Origin of the sequence: Vibrio tritonius (genome assembly GCF_001547935.1) — a bacterium.
GTDB classification, from domain to species: Bacteria; Pseudomonadota; Gammaproteobacteria; order Enterobacterales; family Vibrionaceae; genus Vibrio; species Vibrio tritonius.
The window spans coordinates 1,315,477-1,332,159 of sequence record NZ_AP014636.1 but is presented as its reverse complement, the minus strand read 5'-3'; the positions used below and the strand labels follow the sequence as shown (position 1 = coordinate 1,332,159).

Below are 16,683 nucleotides of genomic sequence, written 5' to 3'. Positions count from 1 at the left end.
TTTAAATCGACCCGTATTGATTATTGATAGCGAGTTTATCTGTTAGCGTTAACTCATAGTGGGTTTGCTATACGCTTGACGAAAGGTAATCATCGCAAGGTTAACCCATTCATCAATGAGAATCTTAGTGGGAGAAAAATCCGGATGCGTTAGGCATTGTAGCTGACCATCCCCGCGCAGAAGGCTTAAAAATAGCGTCGCGGCGGCGCGTGCTCCAACAGGTTGGATGTCTAACTGACCTTTAGCTGCAGCATCAGTTATGTACTCTGTTACCTGATCGAGTACCACTTTAGGCCCTGCTAGATAGAAGGCGCGGCCTAACTCAGGAAAACGAGGAGATTCTGCAATGATCGTTCGATACAGAGCCATCCCTTCGGGTGACAGGATCAAGGTTAAGTAGCGAGTTCCCACTTCTCTTAATGTGACGAAAATGTCGGAATGTTGTGGTAGGCACTCAGTGACTTGGTGAGTGAGTAAGTGACATTGACGCTCGATGACGGCAGAAAACAGTGCCTGCTTATTCGGGTAGCGAGTATAAACGGTCGCTTTTGATACCCCCGCGGCCTTTTGGATCATATCTGTCGTGGCTGCAGTGAATCCTTGTTTAAGAAACACTTCTGCGGCACCTTGCAGTACCCGCTCCAATTTAATATCTGCAGTAGACAATGAACTCTCCAAACGCAAAACAATAGGCAGCTACTATACCCATCTCAATTCTTCTGCACAAGAAAATACACCTTCGAATTTGCTGAACTACTTAGTTCAAAAATCATAATAGGTTTGTTATTGATCATTATTTCTATTGTGATTAAATAATAAATAAAACTAAACCGTTTAGTTTAGTTGTTGTGTGTAAAGGGGTGATAAGAAATGGAAGAACATCCGTACCTAAAAACGGTGAAGAGTGTGAACTTGTATGCTGCACGTAGCGTTATTCAGGCAGCACAACATTGTGCTCAAGAGCAAGGCTGGGCTATTAGTGTCGCGGTTGTCGACTGCTCAGGAGAGATCGTTGCATTGGAAAAAAACGATGATGCCATTGGTGTTAGCGCCTCGGTGGCACTGGCTAAAGCCAAAACGGCAGCGCTATTGCAAGCGCCTTCCAAGCAGTTTGAAGATTTTGTAAATCATGGTTCGCCTAGCTTTCTTTCTACTCCAGGCGTCACGGCACTGGAAGGTGGCGTTCCATTGATTGTTGATGGTCAATTTATTGGTGCAGTGGGGGTCAGTGGTGCCCATGGTGAAAATGACTCTTTTGTTGCGGTGACAGCCGCGAATGTATTGACTAAGTAGGTGAACGAATATGGCAGATTTAAAAGATAAACGAGTCGTCATCATTGGCGGTAGTTCAGGTATCGGCTTAGACATTGCCAAACTGGTATTAGCAAAAGGTGCAAAAGTACATCTCGCTGGTCGTCATTCAGACAGGTTAGCGACAGCACGAGTGGGCTTAGAAGGCGAGTTTGATGTTGAAGTAAAGACCGATTGTATCGATGCTCACGACTTTGTCGCACTCGAGAATTGGTTTAGTACGCTTGATGGTTTTGATTATTTGGTGTCTATGGTGGGAGATGTTATGGGCGGTGGTTTTATTGGCGCATCAATTGACACCATTCGTCACGTAATGGAATCAAAATTTCTGACTAACGTGCGAATTGGTCAGCTAGCCGCGGAAAAAATAACACAGGGTGGCGCAATTATCTTTACTTCTGGCACCGGCGGCCGAGCACAAGACGCGTGTGCCAGTTATGTGGGCAATCTGGGTATTAACGCATTAGTGGAGGGGTTAGCTGTAGAGTTAGCTCCTAACGCTAGAGTCAATGCCGTTTCACCGACTTGGACGTTAACCACGTTTTGGCGGGATATGCCAACGACTCAGGTTACAGAGATTAAAACTCATTTTGAACAAACTATCCCACTGGGTCGCACAGCGACCGTACGTGAGCTAGCCAGTACCTATGTTTACTTGATGGAAAATGATTTTATTACGGGTCAGCACATTGCCGTTGACGGCGGGATTATGCTTGGCTAACTGGTGTGAGGTAACGAGAATGAAAAAGCATTTGTACCGTGTTGATATTACGCCTGTGGCAGATAAAGAAGGTAATGCGCCTACCAATCCACAGAGCATTGCATTTGATTTTCCGTGTCATGATGAATTGCATGGGGTATTGGCTAAAGTGGGTGTCATCGAAGGTTTGAGTGAGCAAGAGTCTCTCAATCTCCTAATGGGGATTAAGATGATGGGTGAGGTGATGTTAGAGCATCGTAATCATACGTTATTCAAAGATCTTAATCGGCCGTTTGGCGAATTTATGCGGGCATTTAAACAACAAGTCGCTCAGCAGGAAAAGTAGAAGAGGGTCTTTAGTGATTGGAGCGTACAGCGGGAATCGAACCCGCATTTTCAGCTTGGGAAGCTAAAGTAATAACCATTATACGATGTACGCCTGTGCGAATTAATATACTCCTAATTGGCTGAATTAAAAGTATAAATTCACAAAAAACAGGCGCACTACGTGGTTTGGTTAAAAACCAATCAGCTTATTGGCTTTATTGTCTCGACGGCATGACGGCGATACGCCACTAAGGTTAGCAGCAAAATAGCAAGTAATCCTAAGCTGCCACCACCGCTGCTACTATCGTCACTGTCATCGGAATCTGGATTTATGTTCAAACTCGAGCCCAAAATTGGATCACTATCAAAGGCATAGCTGATTGATAGGGTTGCATAATCGTAATTAAGGGTATAAGCGAGACTATCAACCGCATTGTTTATGTACGAACGATAGTAGGGCACGTTACTATAGGCCCCAAAGTAGGATGAGCCATTCAATTTACATAGCCCACCTGACGTTGTGACATAAGAGGCGACACCAACAAGACGCACTCCGTAATCGCTGTCTGATGCATTGCTCGGGTTACGCCACACAAGTGGACCACCACTGTCTCCACGACAGATACCATAATTGATACTTTGAACTGGGCTTTGGACACAAAGGTAATCATCGTAATTTATTGTTACGCTTGCTTTTATGTTGCGACAGGTGGAGCTCGGTATCCCAGCAAGTAAAACTCGCTCTAGAGAGCCAGAGTTTCCATTCTCATCTTCACCATAGCCACTGGCTTGGACATTAGGCTCGTTGTCTTGGTTTGCGACATAACTATTCGAAAATTGAGTAAACATCGTGCTCATTTCGGCAGAGCTAGCAATTTTGATTTTTTTCGCATTAGTAAATGAAGCGCCTGTATCGTAGAGCACTGCAATGTCATGGGAGGTATCTAAACTACCATCCCATGTCGGATGGACATCGACACTGCTTTCAGGAATGGTGACTGAGTTAAGTACCGGACTGCTTGGTGAGGTGTAATCCATATAATAAACAGTAACACTGATTAACGTTTCTGTGTGGTCGCTATCCACACAGTGAGCGGCGGTAATCGCGACACCATCGTCTATCAGCGCTGCCCCACATAAGTAATAAACTGTACCGCCACTGGTGCTCTTGGCAATAGATAGGCGTGCCTGATAGGGAATAGAAGATAGAGCGGTCGCTGTACCATTCAGTATAGCGGGTGCGATGCTTTCAGTAGCGTATGCGTACTGACATGTCATCAGCGTAATAATGAACGTGCTAAAGCGGCGGATATGTCTAAGCGTCATTATAAGGCTATTCTCATGCATGTTGAACTACCGTAGGGAGAAGTGACCACATTGGGTTACTTAAACCGCTACATATAACAATGGTGTCGCATACGCGCCCACTGTGGCGTTTAGATAAAATCTGTCGTTGTTAAAGTGGAAAGAGAATAAAGCAAATGTCTAAACAGTGTAGGACGAAAAATCAACGATGACTCGCATTTTTAATAAAAATAATGCAACAAATATACTTTATATGACAATTGCTGCACACGCTGAATCCATGAGTAAGCATTTACGTTTGGATATGAGTGTTTATCTTAAAAATAAGACAAATTTATTGCACGGATATCGCTAAATTGACGATGGAGTTAAGCTTTTAGGACGGATTGGGACCAGTCATGGGACATAATGGGTCCTAAGGATGGCGGCGTTAGAATTATAACTATCTCGTATTCATCTTTTATACGTTAGTGGATATAATTCAATTAACATATAAATGTGGTATGTTTAGTTTATAAATTAGAAATATATAAAGTAGAATGTTTTTATAAAATTTGGTGGTGTGAGTGGAATTAAAATATTTTGATGAGAAAATAAATCAGATCCAAGCTGAAATTGAACTCTCAAAAGAAGACATTTTACGTAATCTTTATGAACGAGCTTTAGATCGTACCTATGATGTGGCTGAAACTTTTTTAAAGCTTAACCAAGCTTTTAAACATTTGCCAAAGTTTAAGGCTTTATCAGAATGTCGTTTAAACGAGGAAACACGTGAGCTTGCATATGAGTGTTCAAGTGAATTGAATGCTGTTGACGGGCAAATGCATAATAAGTCATATAGTCAATGGGTTGTCGTCAGAAAGATGTTCTATCAAATGAATGTTGATACGATCGAGTACGCACAGAGAATTCTCCCTAAAGTGATTAGTGACTATATACTTCGTCCGCAAGTTCATCGGCTTAATATCGATATTGTAAACGAAAAGCTTGGTGTTCTTTTAGACATGAATGCCTCGTCGAATGCTAGGAAATTTGCAGAGGAGAACTTAAAGATTGATAATTGGAATTGCATTTCAGACGAAAAAATACGTCAAGAATTATTCCATATTGAATTTTATATTTATGCAATTAACTTGTGGGTTTCTGCAGCTATTCATACAGTAGAAATGATTGAGAACTTATCAGAAGATGTGGAATGATTTAAATAGGATTCCATTCTGAATGTTTTTATTTATTTTTTGATCTTAATGGTAAATATTAGCTAATTAAGTGATTGATAAAGTATTAACTATTTATAATGTATGTTCGTGAAATAAAAATGGGATGAACTTACATGAATCGTCAAATACGAGCGACAATACTCACTACTTTATTACTAACTTGTTCTACCAGTGCTTGGGCGTCTTTATCCGAGTCGATGGCAACGCAATGTGAAGGGAATGGCAGCAGCTTTTCCCCCACACGTATTTACTATGTTTCACCGACAGGGGTAGCTAGTAACAGCGGCGACAGCGCATCCCAAGCGATGGATTTTCAAACGGCGCTGTCCACAGTGCAGGCTGGAGAAATGATTTTGCTGCAAGCGGGTACCTATGTGATTGATTATCAGCAAGATAAGAAGAACACCCTCCGCTTCGGTCAATCTGGTACGTCGACTGCACCTATTTACGTGGTAACAGAAAACTGTGGTCGCGCGGTATTTGACTTTCAATTTCCTGAAGGAGAATGGGTTCAAAACGGATTCGGCTTTTATGTCACTGGTAGTTATTGGTATTTTAGGGGCATTGATATTACCCATGCAGGGTATCAAGGTGCATATGTGACAGGTAACCACAATACCTTTGAAAATATGGCTTTCTATGACAACCGTAATACGGGATTAGAAATCAATAAAGGCGGAGCCTATAACTTGGTGCTTAACTCTGACAGTTACCTCAATTACGATCCTAAAAAACATGGCAGCATGGCCGATGGTTTTGGGGCGAAACAAAAGCAGGGGGCAGGTAATGAATTTATTGGATGCCGCGCTTGGAAGAATTCGGATGATGCATTTGACCTGTTCGATACTGACCAAAAAGTTGTGATCAAAGAGAGCTGGGCTTCTCTCAGTGGTATCGATTACTGGGGAGACTCTGCTTTTGCTGGTAACGGTAATGGTTTCAAACTGGGCGGAAATCGTGCGGTAGGGAACCATGAAATTTCTCGCTCTATCGCGTTTGGTAATGTAAACAAAGGGTTTGACCAAAATAATAATGCAGGTGGTGTGCGTGTCATTAATAACACCGCGTATGACAATGGTATTAACTTTGGTTTTGGTAACTCATTGAGTTCAGGCGAGAAACATTATTTCCGTAATAACCTTTCTTTAGATGGTAGTGTCACGGTCAAAAATGCCAATACCAGTAATAACTCATGGGATAGTGGCATCACTATGACTCGTAAGTTATTTGAAAACTTAAACACCAGTTTGGCTACTGCCGAACGTAGCAGCAACGGTGCTTTACCTCATAACGCCTTGTTCCATATCAAAGCGAATACCGTATTGATTGATGCGGGCGCGGTGGTAAATGGCATTGATTATTTGGGTGCCGCCCCTGATCTTGGTGCAATAGAGAAACAATAAACGTGGCTGGAAGGCTCAATTGCCAATAAAAGATGACACCCGAATAAAGGGCTGGTTTGTAATGACCAGCCCTTTTTAATGTGATGGAAGTGTTCATCAAAGTTGTAAGTTTATAAAAATCAGTCTTTGCAGTGGGCTGGTAACCTTCTTGCTCGTTCAGTGGTTATCTAAAGGAATGCACATGAAAGAAGGTATCTACCAAGTGTCGTTTTTATCGAGCCAATACATTTGTGGCCAAGGAATTTTGGTGATCAAAGATGGTTCGGTTAATGGCGGAGACAGTGGATTTATCTATTCTGGCAAACTCTTTTATCGTCAAGGGAAATACCATGTAGAACTCATGGTTAAGCAATGGAACGAACGTGCCGAATCGATTTTCGGTGCGATTGACCAGTTTCAGTTGACCCTCGAAGCCAACAGGGTGGGTGATGATCATTTTACCGCGACTGGCTGTATCTTCAATTGGCCACAAGCAAGGCTGACGATTGAAGGTCAATACCTTGCTCAAGCGGCGTAACGGAATACGGCAGCTAAGCCAATTTAAGTGACTATGCTCAAGAAGAGCTGCTGTGGGTGAGGCGATATTGCTCGCCCATTGCGAGTAAGCCAGACAACGCAAAATGATACATGTGTTCAATTAGTTGCTGTTGTGGCAGATTCGCCGTTTCTTGCAATGCGCCCGGAACCGATTGACCGGCAACCAAAAGTACCATGCAGGGGGCAATCACGTTCAGTAGGCAAGGAGCCAATTGCGGTGCATCGATGGGAATCTCCGTCACTTCACTTAATAATTCACGAATAATGAGAAGCTTAGGCTCCAACTCTTGGTTAAATAAAACCGCTAAGTTAGAGGTCGGGGCCAGTATCTCTCGGGCAAGCGTTTGGGCTTGCCATTCGTTGCCACTGCGTGTGGCATTGCATAATAACTCAATGAAAGCTTTAAGCTTTTTCTCAGCAGGCTGCCCACTGTGAGCAATGTTATTCAGTAACTCAATATTGATGATACTGCTGTGTGCTTGGGCTAGTACTTTCTGATACAACCCATTACGACTACCAAAATGATAATTGATCGAAGCCAAATCGACGCCAGCCTCTAGTGCTATGGATTTACTGGTGGTTTCAGCAAATCCATTTATCGCAAAGAGTTTACCTGCGGCATCTAAAATGCGTTGGCGAGTAATTTCTCCATCAACACGGGTTGATGTTTTACGTCTTGTCATATTTTCTCTGCTCACCCTGCTTGATTTTTCCCCTAAGATAAATTAGTTTAAATTTAAATTCAATTTAAACTAATTGGTTTAAGCGTCATTTTTCTAACGTGGAGCTTTATTCAACGCCTGTTTGGCGAGCGAGTGATGACCACCATAGGGAAAGTAAGCACTCACAATGATGAGAATGAAAACATGCGTAATAGGTTGATTATTTTACCGTTATTGGTTCTGTTTGGTTGCACTCCACAAGAAAACCCTCAGGCTCTTGGTTCTTTGGAACGCGACAGAATTTCACTCACCGCAACGGCCAATGAAATTATTGAGCGAATTGACGTAAAAGAAGGCCAGGCGGTTAAGCAAGGTGATGTTTTGCTCACCCTTTCTTCTATCAGTCAGCGGGCTGTATTGGCTAAAGCGGTGGCGCAAGAAGTACAAGCGCAAACGCAACTGACTAAATTGCTTAATGGTGAACGATCGGAAGATGTCGCTTCCGCACAAGCGAATGTGGAAAATGCGCGTGTTCGATTAGATAACGAAGAGAAGCAGTACCGTCGAATTGCTGAATTAGTTGCACGCAAACTCAGTTCGCCAGCAGAAAAAGACAATGCGTTAGCCAAGCGCGACGAAGCGAGAGCATCCTATAATGCGGCTCTACAAACATTGAAGAAATTGTCCGCAGGTTATCGAGCAGAAGACATTGAGGTTGCACGTGCTGAGCTGGCAGCAGCAAAAGCAAATGTTGAACTTGAACAACATAAACTCAGCGAATTGACGATTACTGCAACGCGTGAAGGTGTGATCGATTCGTTACCTTACCATCAAGGAGAGCGAGTTCCGGTGAATGGTATTGTTGCAATCATCGCCGCGGAAAGTAAGCCGTACGCTCGGGTGTACTTACCAGAATTGCAAGTTGCTCACTATCCTGTAGGTACGCAAGTCACCGTGCACGTTGATGGTATTGAGAAAGCAATGATGGGCAAAGTTCGTTGGATTTCGAAAGACTCCTCTTTCACGACTTATCGCAGCATGAGTGCACGTGATCGCTCTCGTTTGGTCTATTTAACCAAAATAGACCTACCAGACTCAGCGGCCTCATTACCAGCAGGCATTCCGGTTCAAGTGGATTTGGATGACGATTATGAGTGAGTTAGCGATTAGGGCTGAACATATCGTTAAACGCTTTGGTGAATTTACCGCGATTGATGATATTTCATTGAATGTGCCCAAAGGGTGTATTTATGGCTTTTTAGGACCCAATGGCTGTGGTAAGTCCACGACCATTCGCACGTTAACGGGATTGTTGCACTCAACTTCAGGGGAAATCGAAGTTCTTGGTTATAAGATTCCTCGCGATGCCGACCTGTTACGCCTCAAAATTGGTTACATGACGCAGAAGTTTTCATTGTATGACGATTTGTCTGTTTATGAAAACTTGCAGTTTATGGGGACGATTTTTGGTATGAGTCCTAAAACCTTAGATCAACGCTGTGCAGAACAGATGTCAACTTATGGTTTAGATAGATTACGTAACCAGCGAGCCAGAGGCATGAGTGGGGGGCAAAAGCAACGTCTATCACTTGCTTGTGCCACCATGAATCGTCCGGAACTTCTGTTTCTTGATGAGCCAACATCCGCAGTTGACCCAGAAAACCGTCGCGACTTCTGGGAAAAACTGTTTGATCTGTCAGAAATGGGCACCACGATTTTGGTAACCACGCACTACATGGATGAAGCCGAGCGCTGCCATCGCTTAGCTATTATGGAGTCTGGCAAAATGCGTGCAGATGGGCCGCCGGATGAGTTAATGGCACAAATGGGTGTGAACATTGTGGAAGTAAAGGCGCCAGGTCTTCGAACGCTTAAAGCCAAATTACTTCAGTATCCACAACAGATTCGTTCAGCTGCTCAGTTGGGGGTTCGACTGCGCGTATTGATTTACCAACAAATAGAGGATCCTATCGGTTGGATGCAGCAGACGTTTCCCGAATTAAATAAGGCGGAAATGACGATTGCGCGGCCAACTATTGAAGATGTGTTTGTATCGGTGACAGGGGAGGGGCGTCAATGAGTTCATGGACTCGGATGAAAGCGATTATCATTAAAGAAATACGGCAGTTGCGGCGCGACCGAATTACCTTTGCGATGATTGTGGTGATCCCTCTAGTACAACTGACTTTGTTTGGTTATGCGATTAATATGGATGTGCGCAACATTCCGGCTGGAATTGTTGATATGAGCCAAAATCAAACCAGTCGCCAATTACAGCAGCAAGTTCTGGCTTCTCAGGTGGTGAATTTCACCCATAGCTATTCTTCCCCGGCTGAAGCTCAGCAAGCGATTCAAGCAGGCGAAGTAAGAGTTGCATTGGTGATACCAGCTGATGTGAACTACCGTTTGGCTCACTCTCAAACCCTAGGACAATGGATGGTGGATGGCACCGATAGCACCATCAGTTCTGCGATTTTGGGACTGAGGTCGTTACCATTTACCCTCTTCCCTGAATCGCTCAATACGCAAGTGGGTAATGACACCGCAGAAACGTTAAATGTCGCGTTATTTTATAACCCTAGCCGCAGTTCAGCAGTAAACATTGTACCCGGTCTATTAGCGGTGATTTTGAGTATGACCATGGTCTTGTTTACCAGTGTGGCTGTGGTTCGAGAGCGGGAACAAGGTAACCTCGAACTGCTTATTACCACTCCGGTATCGTCGCTTGAGCTTATGATAGCGAAAATTGTCCCTTACATTTTTGTTGGTCTAATTCAAACCGTGATCATTCTTACCTTAGGCCACTTTATGTTCGATGTGCCAATCAATGGTGCCGTACATCAGATTTTTTTAGGGGCGCTACTGTATATTTCAGCGAGCTTAACCGTTGGTCTACTGATATCAACGATGGCAATGACACAGTTACAAGCCATGCAGATGACCATGTTTATTCTTTTGCCGTCGATACTGCTGTCTGGTTTTATCACACCTTATGAAGCTATGCCAAATGTGGCTCAATGGGTCGCTGAAGCATTACCCACTACCCATTTTATGCGTTTAATCCGAGGTATCGTGTTACGCAGTGCCAGCTTGATGGACATGTGGAAGGACACCCTTTGGTTAGCCATTTTTACCGTGTGCGGTGTGTGGGTATCGGCGAAACGTTTTAAAAAGTCGCTCGATTGATTCGGCGTTATAATTCCGAATTATATAAGTGATGATAAAACCCACAAAATGTATGTATCATAGGCAAGGGTGTGTGATTTTTCATCACTTAAATCAAAAAGATAGAATTAACTGTTGACGTGAATTTTATCTCGAGTAAAGTGTGCCTTGTTCACAGGGCAAAGCGCTGTGAATGTGGCAACATTAACACTCAGTGTTGTTGAAGAATAAAAAGATATGGGATGCTAGTCCGGTATCTAAGATGGTGTCTTCCCATCGCAAAAAGTTTTGCGTGCCCTGGTGGTGGAATTGGTAGACACAAGGGATTTAAAATCCCTCGGCGTTCGCGCTGTGCCGGTTCAAGTCCGGCCCGGGGCACCATCTTCTCTACAAAGCTTTTCTATATGGCGTGTTGGCAGAGTGGCCATGCAGCGGATTGCAAATCCGTGGACCTCGGTTCGACTCCGGGACGCGCCTCCATACTCTCTCTATTTCAATTCCTTGTTGCCAAACCAAGCTAAATCGAATAATCATTCGGTGAGTTTTGCGGTGCTTTATTTTTCTGTTCACGACGATTGTTGAGCATAAATTCAATGAATTCATTTTCTGGCATTGGTCGACCGGTAAAGTAGCCTTGTGATCGGTCGCAGCCAAAGCGCTGTAATTTATCTAATGTTTGTTGATCTTCTACGCCCTCGGCAACCGTGGCAATGCCAAAGCCTTTGGCCATTTGGATTATGGTTTTGACAATGATTTCATCTTCTTGATTGGTGGCGATCTCTTTAACGAATTCTCTATCTATTTTGAGTATATCTACCGGAAATCGTTTTAAATAGGCGAGGCTTGAATACCCTGTACCAAAATCATCAATTGAGAGGCGACAGCCAAACTCTTTTAGATCTTTTACTACATCGAGTACGAACTCGGGATCCTTGATCAAAATAGATTCAGTTAATTCCAGCTCAAGCATTCGTGGTACGATGCCTGTATCGTTAATTGCTCTGTGTATGCTTTCACTGACATCACCTCGTGCAAAGTGAACTGCAGAAAGGTTAACTGCCACGAGAGCATTCTCCATACCAAGGTCGCGCCATCGCCCTACCGCTGCACATGCGGTATGCAGTACCCAATCACTGATAGGGATGATAAGCCCAGTTTCTTCCGCGACAGGAATAAACTTGGCGGGAGAAATCATGCCCAGAGTGGGATGTTTCCAACGAATTAGCGCCTCAGCCCCTTTAAGCTTACCGGAGCGAATTTCCACTTTGGGTTGGTAGTAGAGTTCAAACTGGTGGTCGTCTAATGCCTTGCGTAACCCAAAAGCAATCGTGAGTTCTTCTTCGATAGATTCATTCAATTGCTGTCTATAAAATCGGTAGGTATTTTTGCCATCCTCTTTCGCTTGAAGCATGGCCGAATCGGCTTTTCTTAATAAGGTTTCTAAATCAGATCCGTCTTCAGGAAATAAGGCTACACCCATAGATACGGTTAAGTTAATCTCTCGTCCTTCGAAGTGAAAAGGCGTTTCTAGTGCGCTAAAAATACTACTGATTCGAGAAATGCATTTCTCTGCATCACTTAAATTGGGGAAGAGAATCGCAAATTCATCGCCGCCTTGCCGACACACGGTGCCAAGTTCTTTTACACACTCTTTAAGACGCTCTGATACCAGTACTAAAAGTTGGTTAGCATTAGAATATCCGAGCAAATCGTTAATAATTTTGAAGTTATCTAAATCGAGACTCAGTAAAGCGATAGAAGGGCACTGCTTAGTTGCTTGTAGCATCGCTTGCTCTAAGCGATCGGAAAGTAAGCGCTGGTTAGGTAGCCCTGTCAGAGCATCATGTTGCGACATGTACACGGCTTTCTCTTCAGAGCTTTTTAACTGGTTTATATCGTTAAAAATCCAAATACTGCCTTTGCGAGGGTTATTTTGATCGATAGCGTTACCTGTGAGTTCACACCATACAGATTCACCATTAGCTTTCATGAGCTGAATTGTTGCACTGTAGGAGTCTTCGTTACAAAGAACACGGTACGCTTCGTTACCAAAATCGTTGAAGGTTTCTTCTGAGTCGTAAAGCAGGCGGGTAGATTGCCCTATTACGGTCCCTTCTTCATAGCCAAGCATTTGTTCAAAGCGTTGATTGCATGCCACAATGATACGATTTTTTATCCACACCATACCAACTAACGCATTATCGAGTAGCGCGTTTTTTTCTGAAAGTAAGGTGTTGAGTGTTTCACTTTGCTCAACTCGCTCAGTGACATTACGTCCAACAATAACGCAAAACTGATGGTTGTCTAAGGTCGCTCTCTGATAGCTTAGCTCTAACCATACCCATTCTTCAGCAGAATTTTTTTGTTCAATAACTGCCGAGCCTGAGTTTGAGTCGCTTAAAATATTATCAAGAACGTCATTGACACGACTCCACGGTAACTCATGAAGTGGTTTGTTGACGAGTTGGTTTTCTTGAACACCAAACAGTGTACAGACTGATTGGTTCACGTCACTCACTATTCCGTCAGGAAGAGAAATGAGCATGACCATGTCTGGCGTATGGTCGAGCAGGGTTTTAAACCGCTCAAGGCGATCCATGTTACGGCGCAACTGGGGATAGTAATTTTTGCGAAAAGAACGATCCCCTAATCCGATAATGTCTTCTCTACGCTGACCTATTGTGTCTTTCTTAACGTTTTTATCTTCGTCGTCACATTGCTTCACTGTAAATCGCCTTGATATCTCCGAGAGAGGCTATTCGAGGGTTGGTCACAATACAGGCATCATTGACCGCATGAGTGGCCAGTTCCGGAATGTCTGAGGAATGAACTCCTACATTAGACAGTTTTTCATTAATCCCTAACTGTTTGCGCAAATTAGAGAATTCTTGTGTAATACGTGAACCCAAAACTTTGGTTTGCATACCTCGAGTATCAATGCCCATGATTTGGGCAATGTTTTGATAGCGCTCACCACTTTTGGACATATTAAACCGCACTACATGGTCGATCAGTAGGGCATTGCATTCGCCATGGGGAATATCAAGATAGCCACCAAGGGAATGCGCCATAGCGTGCACAGCGCCCAAGCTTGCGTTAGAGAAAGCAAGTCCAGCTTGAAGTGAGCCAAGCAGCATGTTTTCGCGGCTGGGTATATGGCTAGGTTCAAACACTGCACGGTGAATATTTTCCCACAGCAATTTAATCGCGTGCATCGCGTGTACGTCGACAATCGGGGAGCTTGCTGTCGAGACGTAGGCTTCAATCGCATGGGTCAACGCATCTACGCCAGTACAGGCAGTCAGGTAAGTGTCGAGAGTTGTGGTGGTCTCTGGATCAATCAACGCAACATCAGGTACGACAGTTTTACTGATGATCGCCATTTTGTAGCGCATGTCGCTATTGGTGATGATACAAAATTGGGAGATATCGGCCGAGGTGCCCGCGGTGGTGGGGATACAAATCAGAGGAGGGCCAGGAATATCGACCTGATCAATACCTTCAAACATGGATACTTCGCCGTCATTGGTATGGACAATCCCTATGGCTTTTGCGCCATCAATAACACTGCCTCCGCCCACTGCAACGATAACATCACATTCATTCTCAGCGTAAAATTGAGCTCCTCGCATTACCTCATGGTCTTTCGGGTTCGCTGTAAGCTCGGAAAATACCACCGACTCGATGCCTACTTCTGCCAAATCATTGATGGCTTGCTGTACCCATCCAGCTTCGATAACCCCTTTGTCTGAAACTATTAGGACCCGCCGTGCCTCCATATTACGAGCGTACACTGCAACCTTGTGTCGAGCGCCTACTCCGAATATAAACTCTGGTGCGACAAACTTTCTCATCTCATACAAAGCCATGGCTCATCCTCTTCAAAATAGTGAAAGGGGTTGGAGTCATCAAGGGTAGACTCACCTTTGAATAAAGTGTAGTTCAGCTTAGTACCCGCGTACCAAATTTTGCGATCAATAAATACCCTAAAAAATGTTAGGTCGGTGTATAAATCAAACAATTTCCACCTTAGTGGTATTCGAGGTTATTCGGGGATAATGGCATTTAATAAGCGTGCTTTGGTCCCTGAAAGGTGCAAACGCATCGCGGATCGCGCTGCGTCTGGGTCGCTTCTTTCAATCGCGTGACAGAGATGTTCGTGCTCTTTTAGTGCCTGTTGTTTTCGTGATGCAGGGATTAACGGATCTTTATGATTTAAACGTTGGTAAACGTAGGTGAGTAAAGCAACAAAGTGAGGGTTTTTGGCTGCGGCTGCAACCGTGAAGTGAAAACGAGCATCCATATCCGATGAGGTGTGGTTGTTTGCTATGGCTTGCTTCATATCACGCAGGTGTATCTGCAGTTGATCAACATCGCGCATGGTGCGTTTTTGAGCCGCGAGATAAGCGGTTTCCGATTCAATTGCGATACGCAATTCCATTAAGTAAGTGAGTTCCAACTCGGGTGATGCGCCTGTACTGGTTAGCTGCAGTACATCGCTGATCGGTTTGTCACAAACAAACGCTCCTTTGCCTTGTTGGGTCATGACCAATTGGCTCGCGCGCAAATCCGCCATCGCTTCGCGAATGACCGTTCGACTTACTGCAAAACGACGCACTAATTGTTGCTCCGATGGCAGTTTTGAACCCGGAGGGTATTCTCCTTGCTCAATGGCATTCTTCAATTCCAAAACAACGGTGTGGGCTCTGCGAGGATGAGACGACATCATGGTTCTCCAATCTGGCTTGTCATACAAGTTTAGCGTGTTGCCTACTTAGCAGGAAAGCCTAGTCGTGACAAACTAAGACCTCTCGCAAATTCTTTCTTTATCTGTATGAAGCTTATCAACTTGTATGACAAGAGGCGTTTATGATTATCACCCAAGTAACTGTCACGGCATTTGAGTATTTTACCAAGCGGTCTTCCGATAGTGCAGGGCACTCACATCCCTTTCCCCAAGGAGCCATGGCAAAACAAGCTATGCTGACCATCGAAACTGAGGATGGCAACAAAGGGTATGCTTTTGCTCCCGTAGAAGTGATTCGACCTCATGTGCTTAATGCTTTCTTTAAAAAAGTGTTGATTGGGAAAAATGCCATGTTTCGCGAACAGTTATGGCACGACTTAGAATTGTGGCAACGTGGCAGTGCTGGGCAATTAACCGATCGCGCTTTGGCGGTAGTAGATCAAGCGCTCTGGGATTGGGCTGGGCGATTTTTGAATGTGCCAGTTTATCAGTTGATTGGCGCATATCGCGATAAAGTACCAGCGTATGGCAGCACTATGTGTGGTGACCAACTCAGTGGCGGTTTAGCGACACCAGACGACTATGGCCGATTTGCTGAGCAGTTAGTTGCGCGGGGCTACAAAGCGATCAAGCTCCACACTTGGATGCCACCGGTCTCTTTTGCACCTAGTGTTACGATGGATATTCGAGCCTGTGAAGCGGTACGTGAAGCGGTTGGACCGAAGATCGAACTGATGATCGATGGTTACCACTGGTACAACCGTACCGAAGCGCTCAAGATAGGTAAGGCGCTAGAGCGGTTGGATTTTGCTTGGTTTGAAGAGCCGATGAACGAACAGAGTATTTCCTCTTATCAATGGCTAAGTCACCAACTATCGATTCCGGTTATTGGTCCTGAATCGGCATCGGGTAAGCACCATACGCGTGCAGAGTGGGTTAAGTCACAAGCAAGCGATATTTTGCGCGCTGGTGTACCCGGAGTTGGGGGGATCTCTCCAACGTTGAAAGTGGCACACCTTGCTGAATCATATGGAATGAACTGTGAAGTGCATGGTAATGGCGCAGCCAACTTAGCAGTTTGTGCAGCGATCAAAAATTGTCAATGGTATGAACGAGGCTTACTGCACCCATTCTTAGACTATGATGAAGGTATATCTTATCTCAATCAACTTGCCGACCCAATGGACAGTGAAGGGTTTGTTCATCTCTCTTCTCGCCCCGGCTTAGGTGAAGATATTAACTTTGATTACATTGAAGAACACACTCTGGCTGTGCACGATTAATCCTTATATTGTCCAGTAATGGG

At 44.3% G+C, this 16,683-nt stretch carries 16 protein-coding genes and 3 tRNA genes; 12 read left to right on the top strand and 7 right to left on the bottom strand.

The window, feature by feature from the left end; all coding sequences use genetic code 11:
- Window positions 1-48: 48 nt before the first annotated feature.
- Complete coding sequence (locus JCM16456_RS21230; RefSeq protein ID WP_231894458.1) at window positions 49-666, bottom strand: TetR/AcrR family transcriptional regulator; 618 nt, start codon at window positions 664-666, stop codon at window positions 49-51.
- A 204-nt stretch (window positions 667-870) separates the two neighbouring features.
- On the opposite strand from JCM16456_RS21230, the gene JCM16456_RS21225 reads away from it, so the two are divergent.
- From JCM16456_RS21225 to JCM16456_RS21215, 3 genes are read left to right on the top strand one after another with little or no spacing between them, the layout of a single operon-like run.
- Window positions 871-1,293: a GlcG/HbpS family heme-binding protein gene (locus JCM16456_RS21225; RefSeq protein ID WP_068718232.1), complete on the top strand. Its 423-nt coding sequence runs from the start codon at window positions 871-873 to the stop codon at window positions 1,291-1,293.
- Between the two features lie 10 nt (window positions 1,294-1,303).
- Window positions 1,304-2,032: an SDR family oxidoreductase gene (locus JCM16456_RS21220; protein ID WP_068718230.1), complete on the top strand. Its 729-nt coding sequence runs from the start codon at window positions 1,304-1,306 to the stop codon at window positions 2,030-2,032.
- Window positions 2,033-2,051: 19 nt separating this feature from the next.
- Window positions 2,052-2,357 (top strand): DUF3861 family protein, encoded by a 306-nt coding sequence (locus JCM16456_RS21215; RefSeq protein ID WP_068718228.1) that lies wholly within the window; start codon window positions 2,052-2,054, stop codon window positions 2,355-2,357.
- A gap of 18 nt (window positions 2,358-2,375) precedes the next feature.
- Here the strand turns inward: JCM16456_RS21215 and JCM16456_RS21210 are convergent.
- Together JCM16456_RS21210 and JCM16456_RS21205 are read right to left on the bottom strand one after the other, a co-directional pair.
- Window positions 2,376-2,450 (bottom strand) — tRNA-Gly (locus JCM16456_RS21210).
- Between the two features lie 89 nt (window positions 2,451-2,539).
- Window positions 2,540-3,664 (bottom strand): S1 family peptidase, encoded by a 1,125-nt coding sequence (locus JCM16456_RS21205; RefSeq protein ID WP_068718226.1) that lies wholly within the window; start codon window positions 3,662-3,664, stop codon window positions 2,540-2,542.
- A 545-nt stretch (window positions 3,665-4,209) separates the two neighbouring features.
- Here JCM16456_RS21205 and JCM16456_RS21200 point away from each other — a divergent pair.
- From JCM16456_RS21200 to JCM16456_RS21190, 3 genes are all read left to right on the top strand, one after another.
- Window positions 4,210-4,842 carry a hypothetical protein gene (locus JCM16456_RS21200; RefSeq protein WP_068718224.1) on the top strand — a complete coding sequence of 211 codons (633 nt, stop codon included), beginning with the start codon at window positions 4,210-4,212 and terminating at the stop codon, window positions 4,840-4,842.
- A 134-nt stretch (window positions 4,843-4,976) separates the two neighbouring features.
- On the top strand, window positions 4,977-6,266 hold the full coding sequence (locus JCM16456_RS21195) for a right-handed parallel beta-helix repeat-containing protein (protein ID WP_068718222.1): 1,290 nt from the start codon (window positions 4,977-4,979) through the stop codon (window positions 6,264-6,266).
- Window positions 6,267-6,447: 181 nt separating this feature from the next.
- Window positions 6,448-6,783: a GrlR family regulatory protein gene (locus JCM16456_RS21190; RefSeq protein ID WP_068718220.1), complete on the top strand. Its 336-nt coding sequence runs from the start codon at window positions 6,448-6,450 to the stop codon at window positions 6,781-6,783.
- A 37-nt stretch (window positions 6,784-6,820) separates the two neighbouring features.
- Here JCM16456_RS21190 and JCM16456_RS21185 read toward each other — a convergent pair whose 3' ends face one another.
- Complete coding sequence (locus tag JCM16456_RS21185) at window positions 6,821-7,486, bottom strand: TetR/AcrR family transcriptional regulator (protein ID WP_068718218.1); 666 nt, start codon at window positions 7,484-7,486, stop codon at window positions 6,821-6,823.
- A gap of 183 nt (window positions 7,487-7,669) precedes the next feature.
- Here JCM16456_RS21185 and JCM16456_RS21180 point away from each other — a divergent pair, with 183 nt between their 5' ends.
- The 5 genes from JCM16456_RS21180 to JCM16456_RS21160 all read left to right on the top strand — a co-directional run bounded on the left by JCM16456_RS21180 (window position 7,670) and on the right by JCM16456_RS21160 (window position 11,110).
- Window positions 7,670-8,623 (top strand): HlyD family secretion protein, encoded by a 954-nt coding sequence (locus tag JCM16456_RS21180; RefSeq protein WP_068719102.1) that lies wholly within the window; start codon window positions 7,670-7,672, stop codon window positions 8,621-8,623.
- Window positions 8,616-9,545: an ABC transporter ATP-binding protein gene (locus tag JCM16456_RS21175; protein WP_068718216.1), complete on the top strand. Its 930-nt coding sequence runs from the start codon at window positions 8,616-8,618 to the stop codon at window positions 9,543-9,545. The genes JCM16456_RS21180 and JCM16456_RS21175 overlap by 8 nt, the downstream gene beginning before the upstream one ends.
- A complete protein-coding gene (locus tag JCM16456_RS21170; RefSeq protein WP_068718214.1) occupies window positions 9,542-10,651 on the top strand; it encodes an ABC transporter permease in 1,110 nt (369 codons plus the stop codon). The genes JCM16456_RS21175 and JCM16456_RS21170 overlap by 4 nt, the downstream gene beginning before the upstream one ends.
- A 273-nt stretch (window positions 10,652-10,924) precedes the next feature.
- Window positions 10,925-11,011, top strand: a tRNA-Leu gene (locus JCM16456_RS21165).
- A 25-nt stretch (window positions 11,012-11,036) separates the two neighbouring features.
- Window positions 11,037-11,110: transfer RNA gene (locus tag JCM16456_RS21160), tRNA-Cys, on the top strand.
- Window positions 11,111-11,147: 37 nt separating this feature from the next.
- Here the strand turns inward: JCM16456_RS21160 and JCM16456_RS21155 are convergent.
- The 3 genes from JCM16456_RS21155 to JCM16456_RS21145 form a co-directional block, all read right to left on the bottom strand.
- Window positions 11,148-13,355: a sensor domain-containing protein gene (locus JCM16456_RS21155; protein ID WP_068718212.1), complete on the bottom strand. Its 2,208-nt coding sequence runs from the start codon at window positions 13,353-13,355 to the stop codon at window positions 11,148-11,150.
- Entirely contained in the window at window positions 13,342-14,499 is a 1,158-nt protein-coding gene (gene ercA, locus JCM16456_RS21150; RefSeq protein ID WP_068718209.1) for an alcohol dehydrogenase-like regulatory protein ErcA, read from the bottom strand. Before ercA ends, JCM16456_RS21155 begins: the two co-directional genes overlap by 14 nt.
- A 176-nt stretch (window positions 14,500-14,675) precedes the next feature.
- Window positions 14,676-15,359 (bottom strand): FadR/GntR family transcriptional regulator, encoded by a 684-nt coding sequence (locus JCM16456_RS21145; protein ID WP_082712405.1) that lies wholly within the window; start codon window positions 15,357-15,359, stop codon window positions 14,676-14,678.
- 140 nt (window positions 15,360-15,499) lie between these two features.
- Between JCM16456_RS21145 and JCM16456_RS21140 the strand changes: the two genes are divergently transcribed.
- Window positions 15,500-16,660, top strand: coding sequence for a mandelate racemase family protein (locus JCM16456_RS21140; RefSeq protein ID WP_068718206.1), 1,161 nt, complete (start codon window positions 15,500-15,502; stop codon window positions 16,658-16,660).
- Window positions 16,661-16,683: the final 23 nt, after the last annotated feature.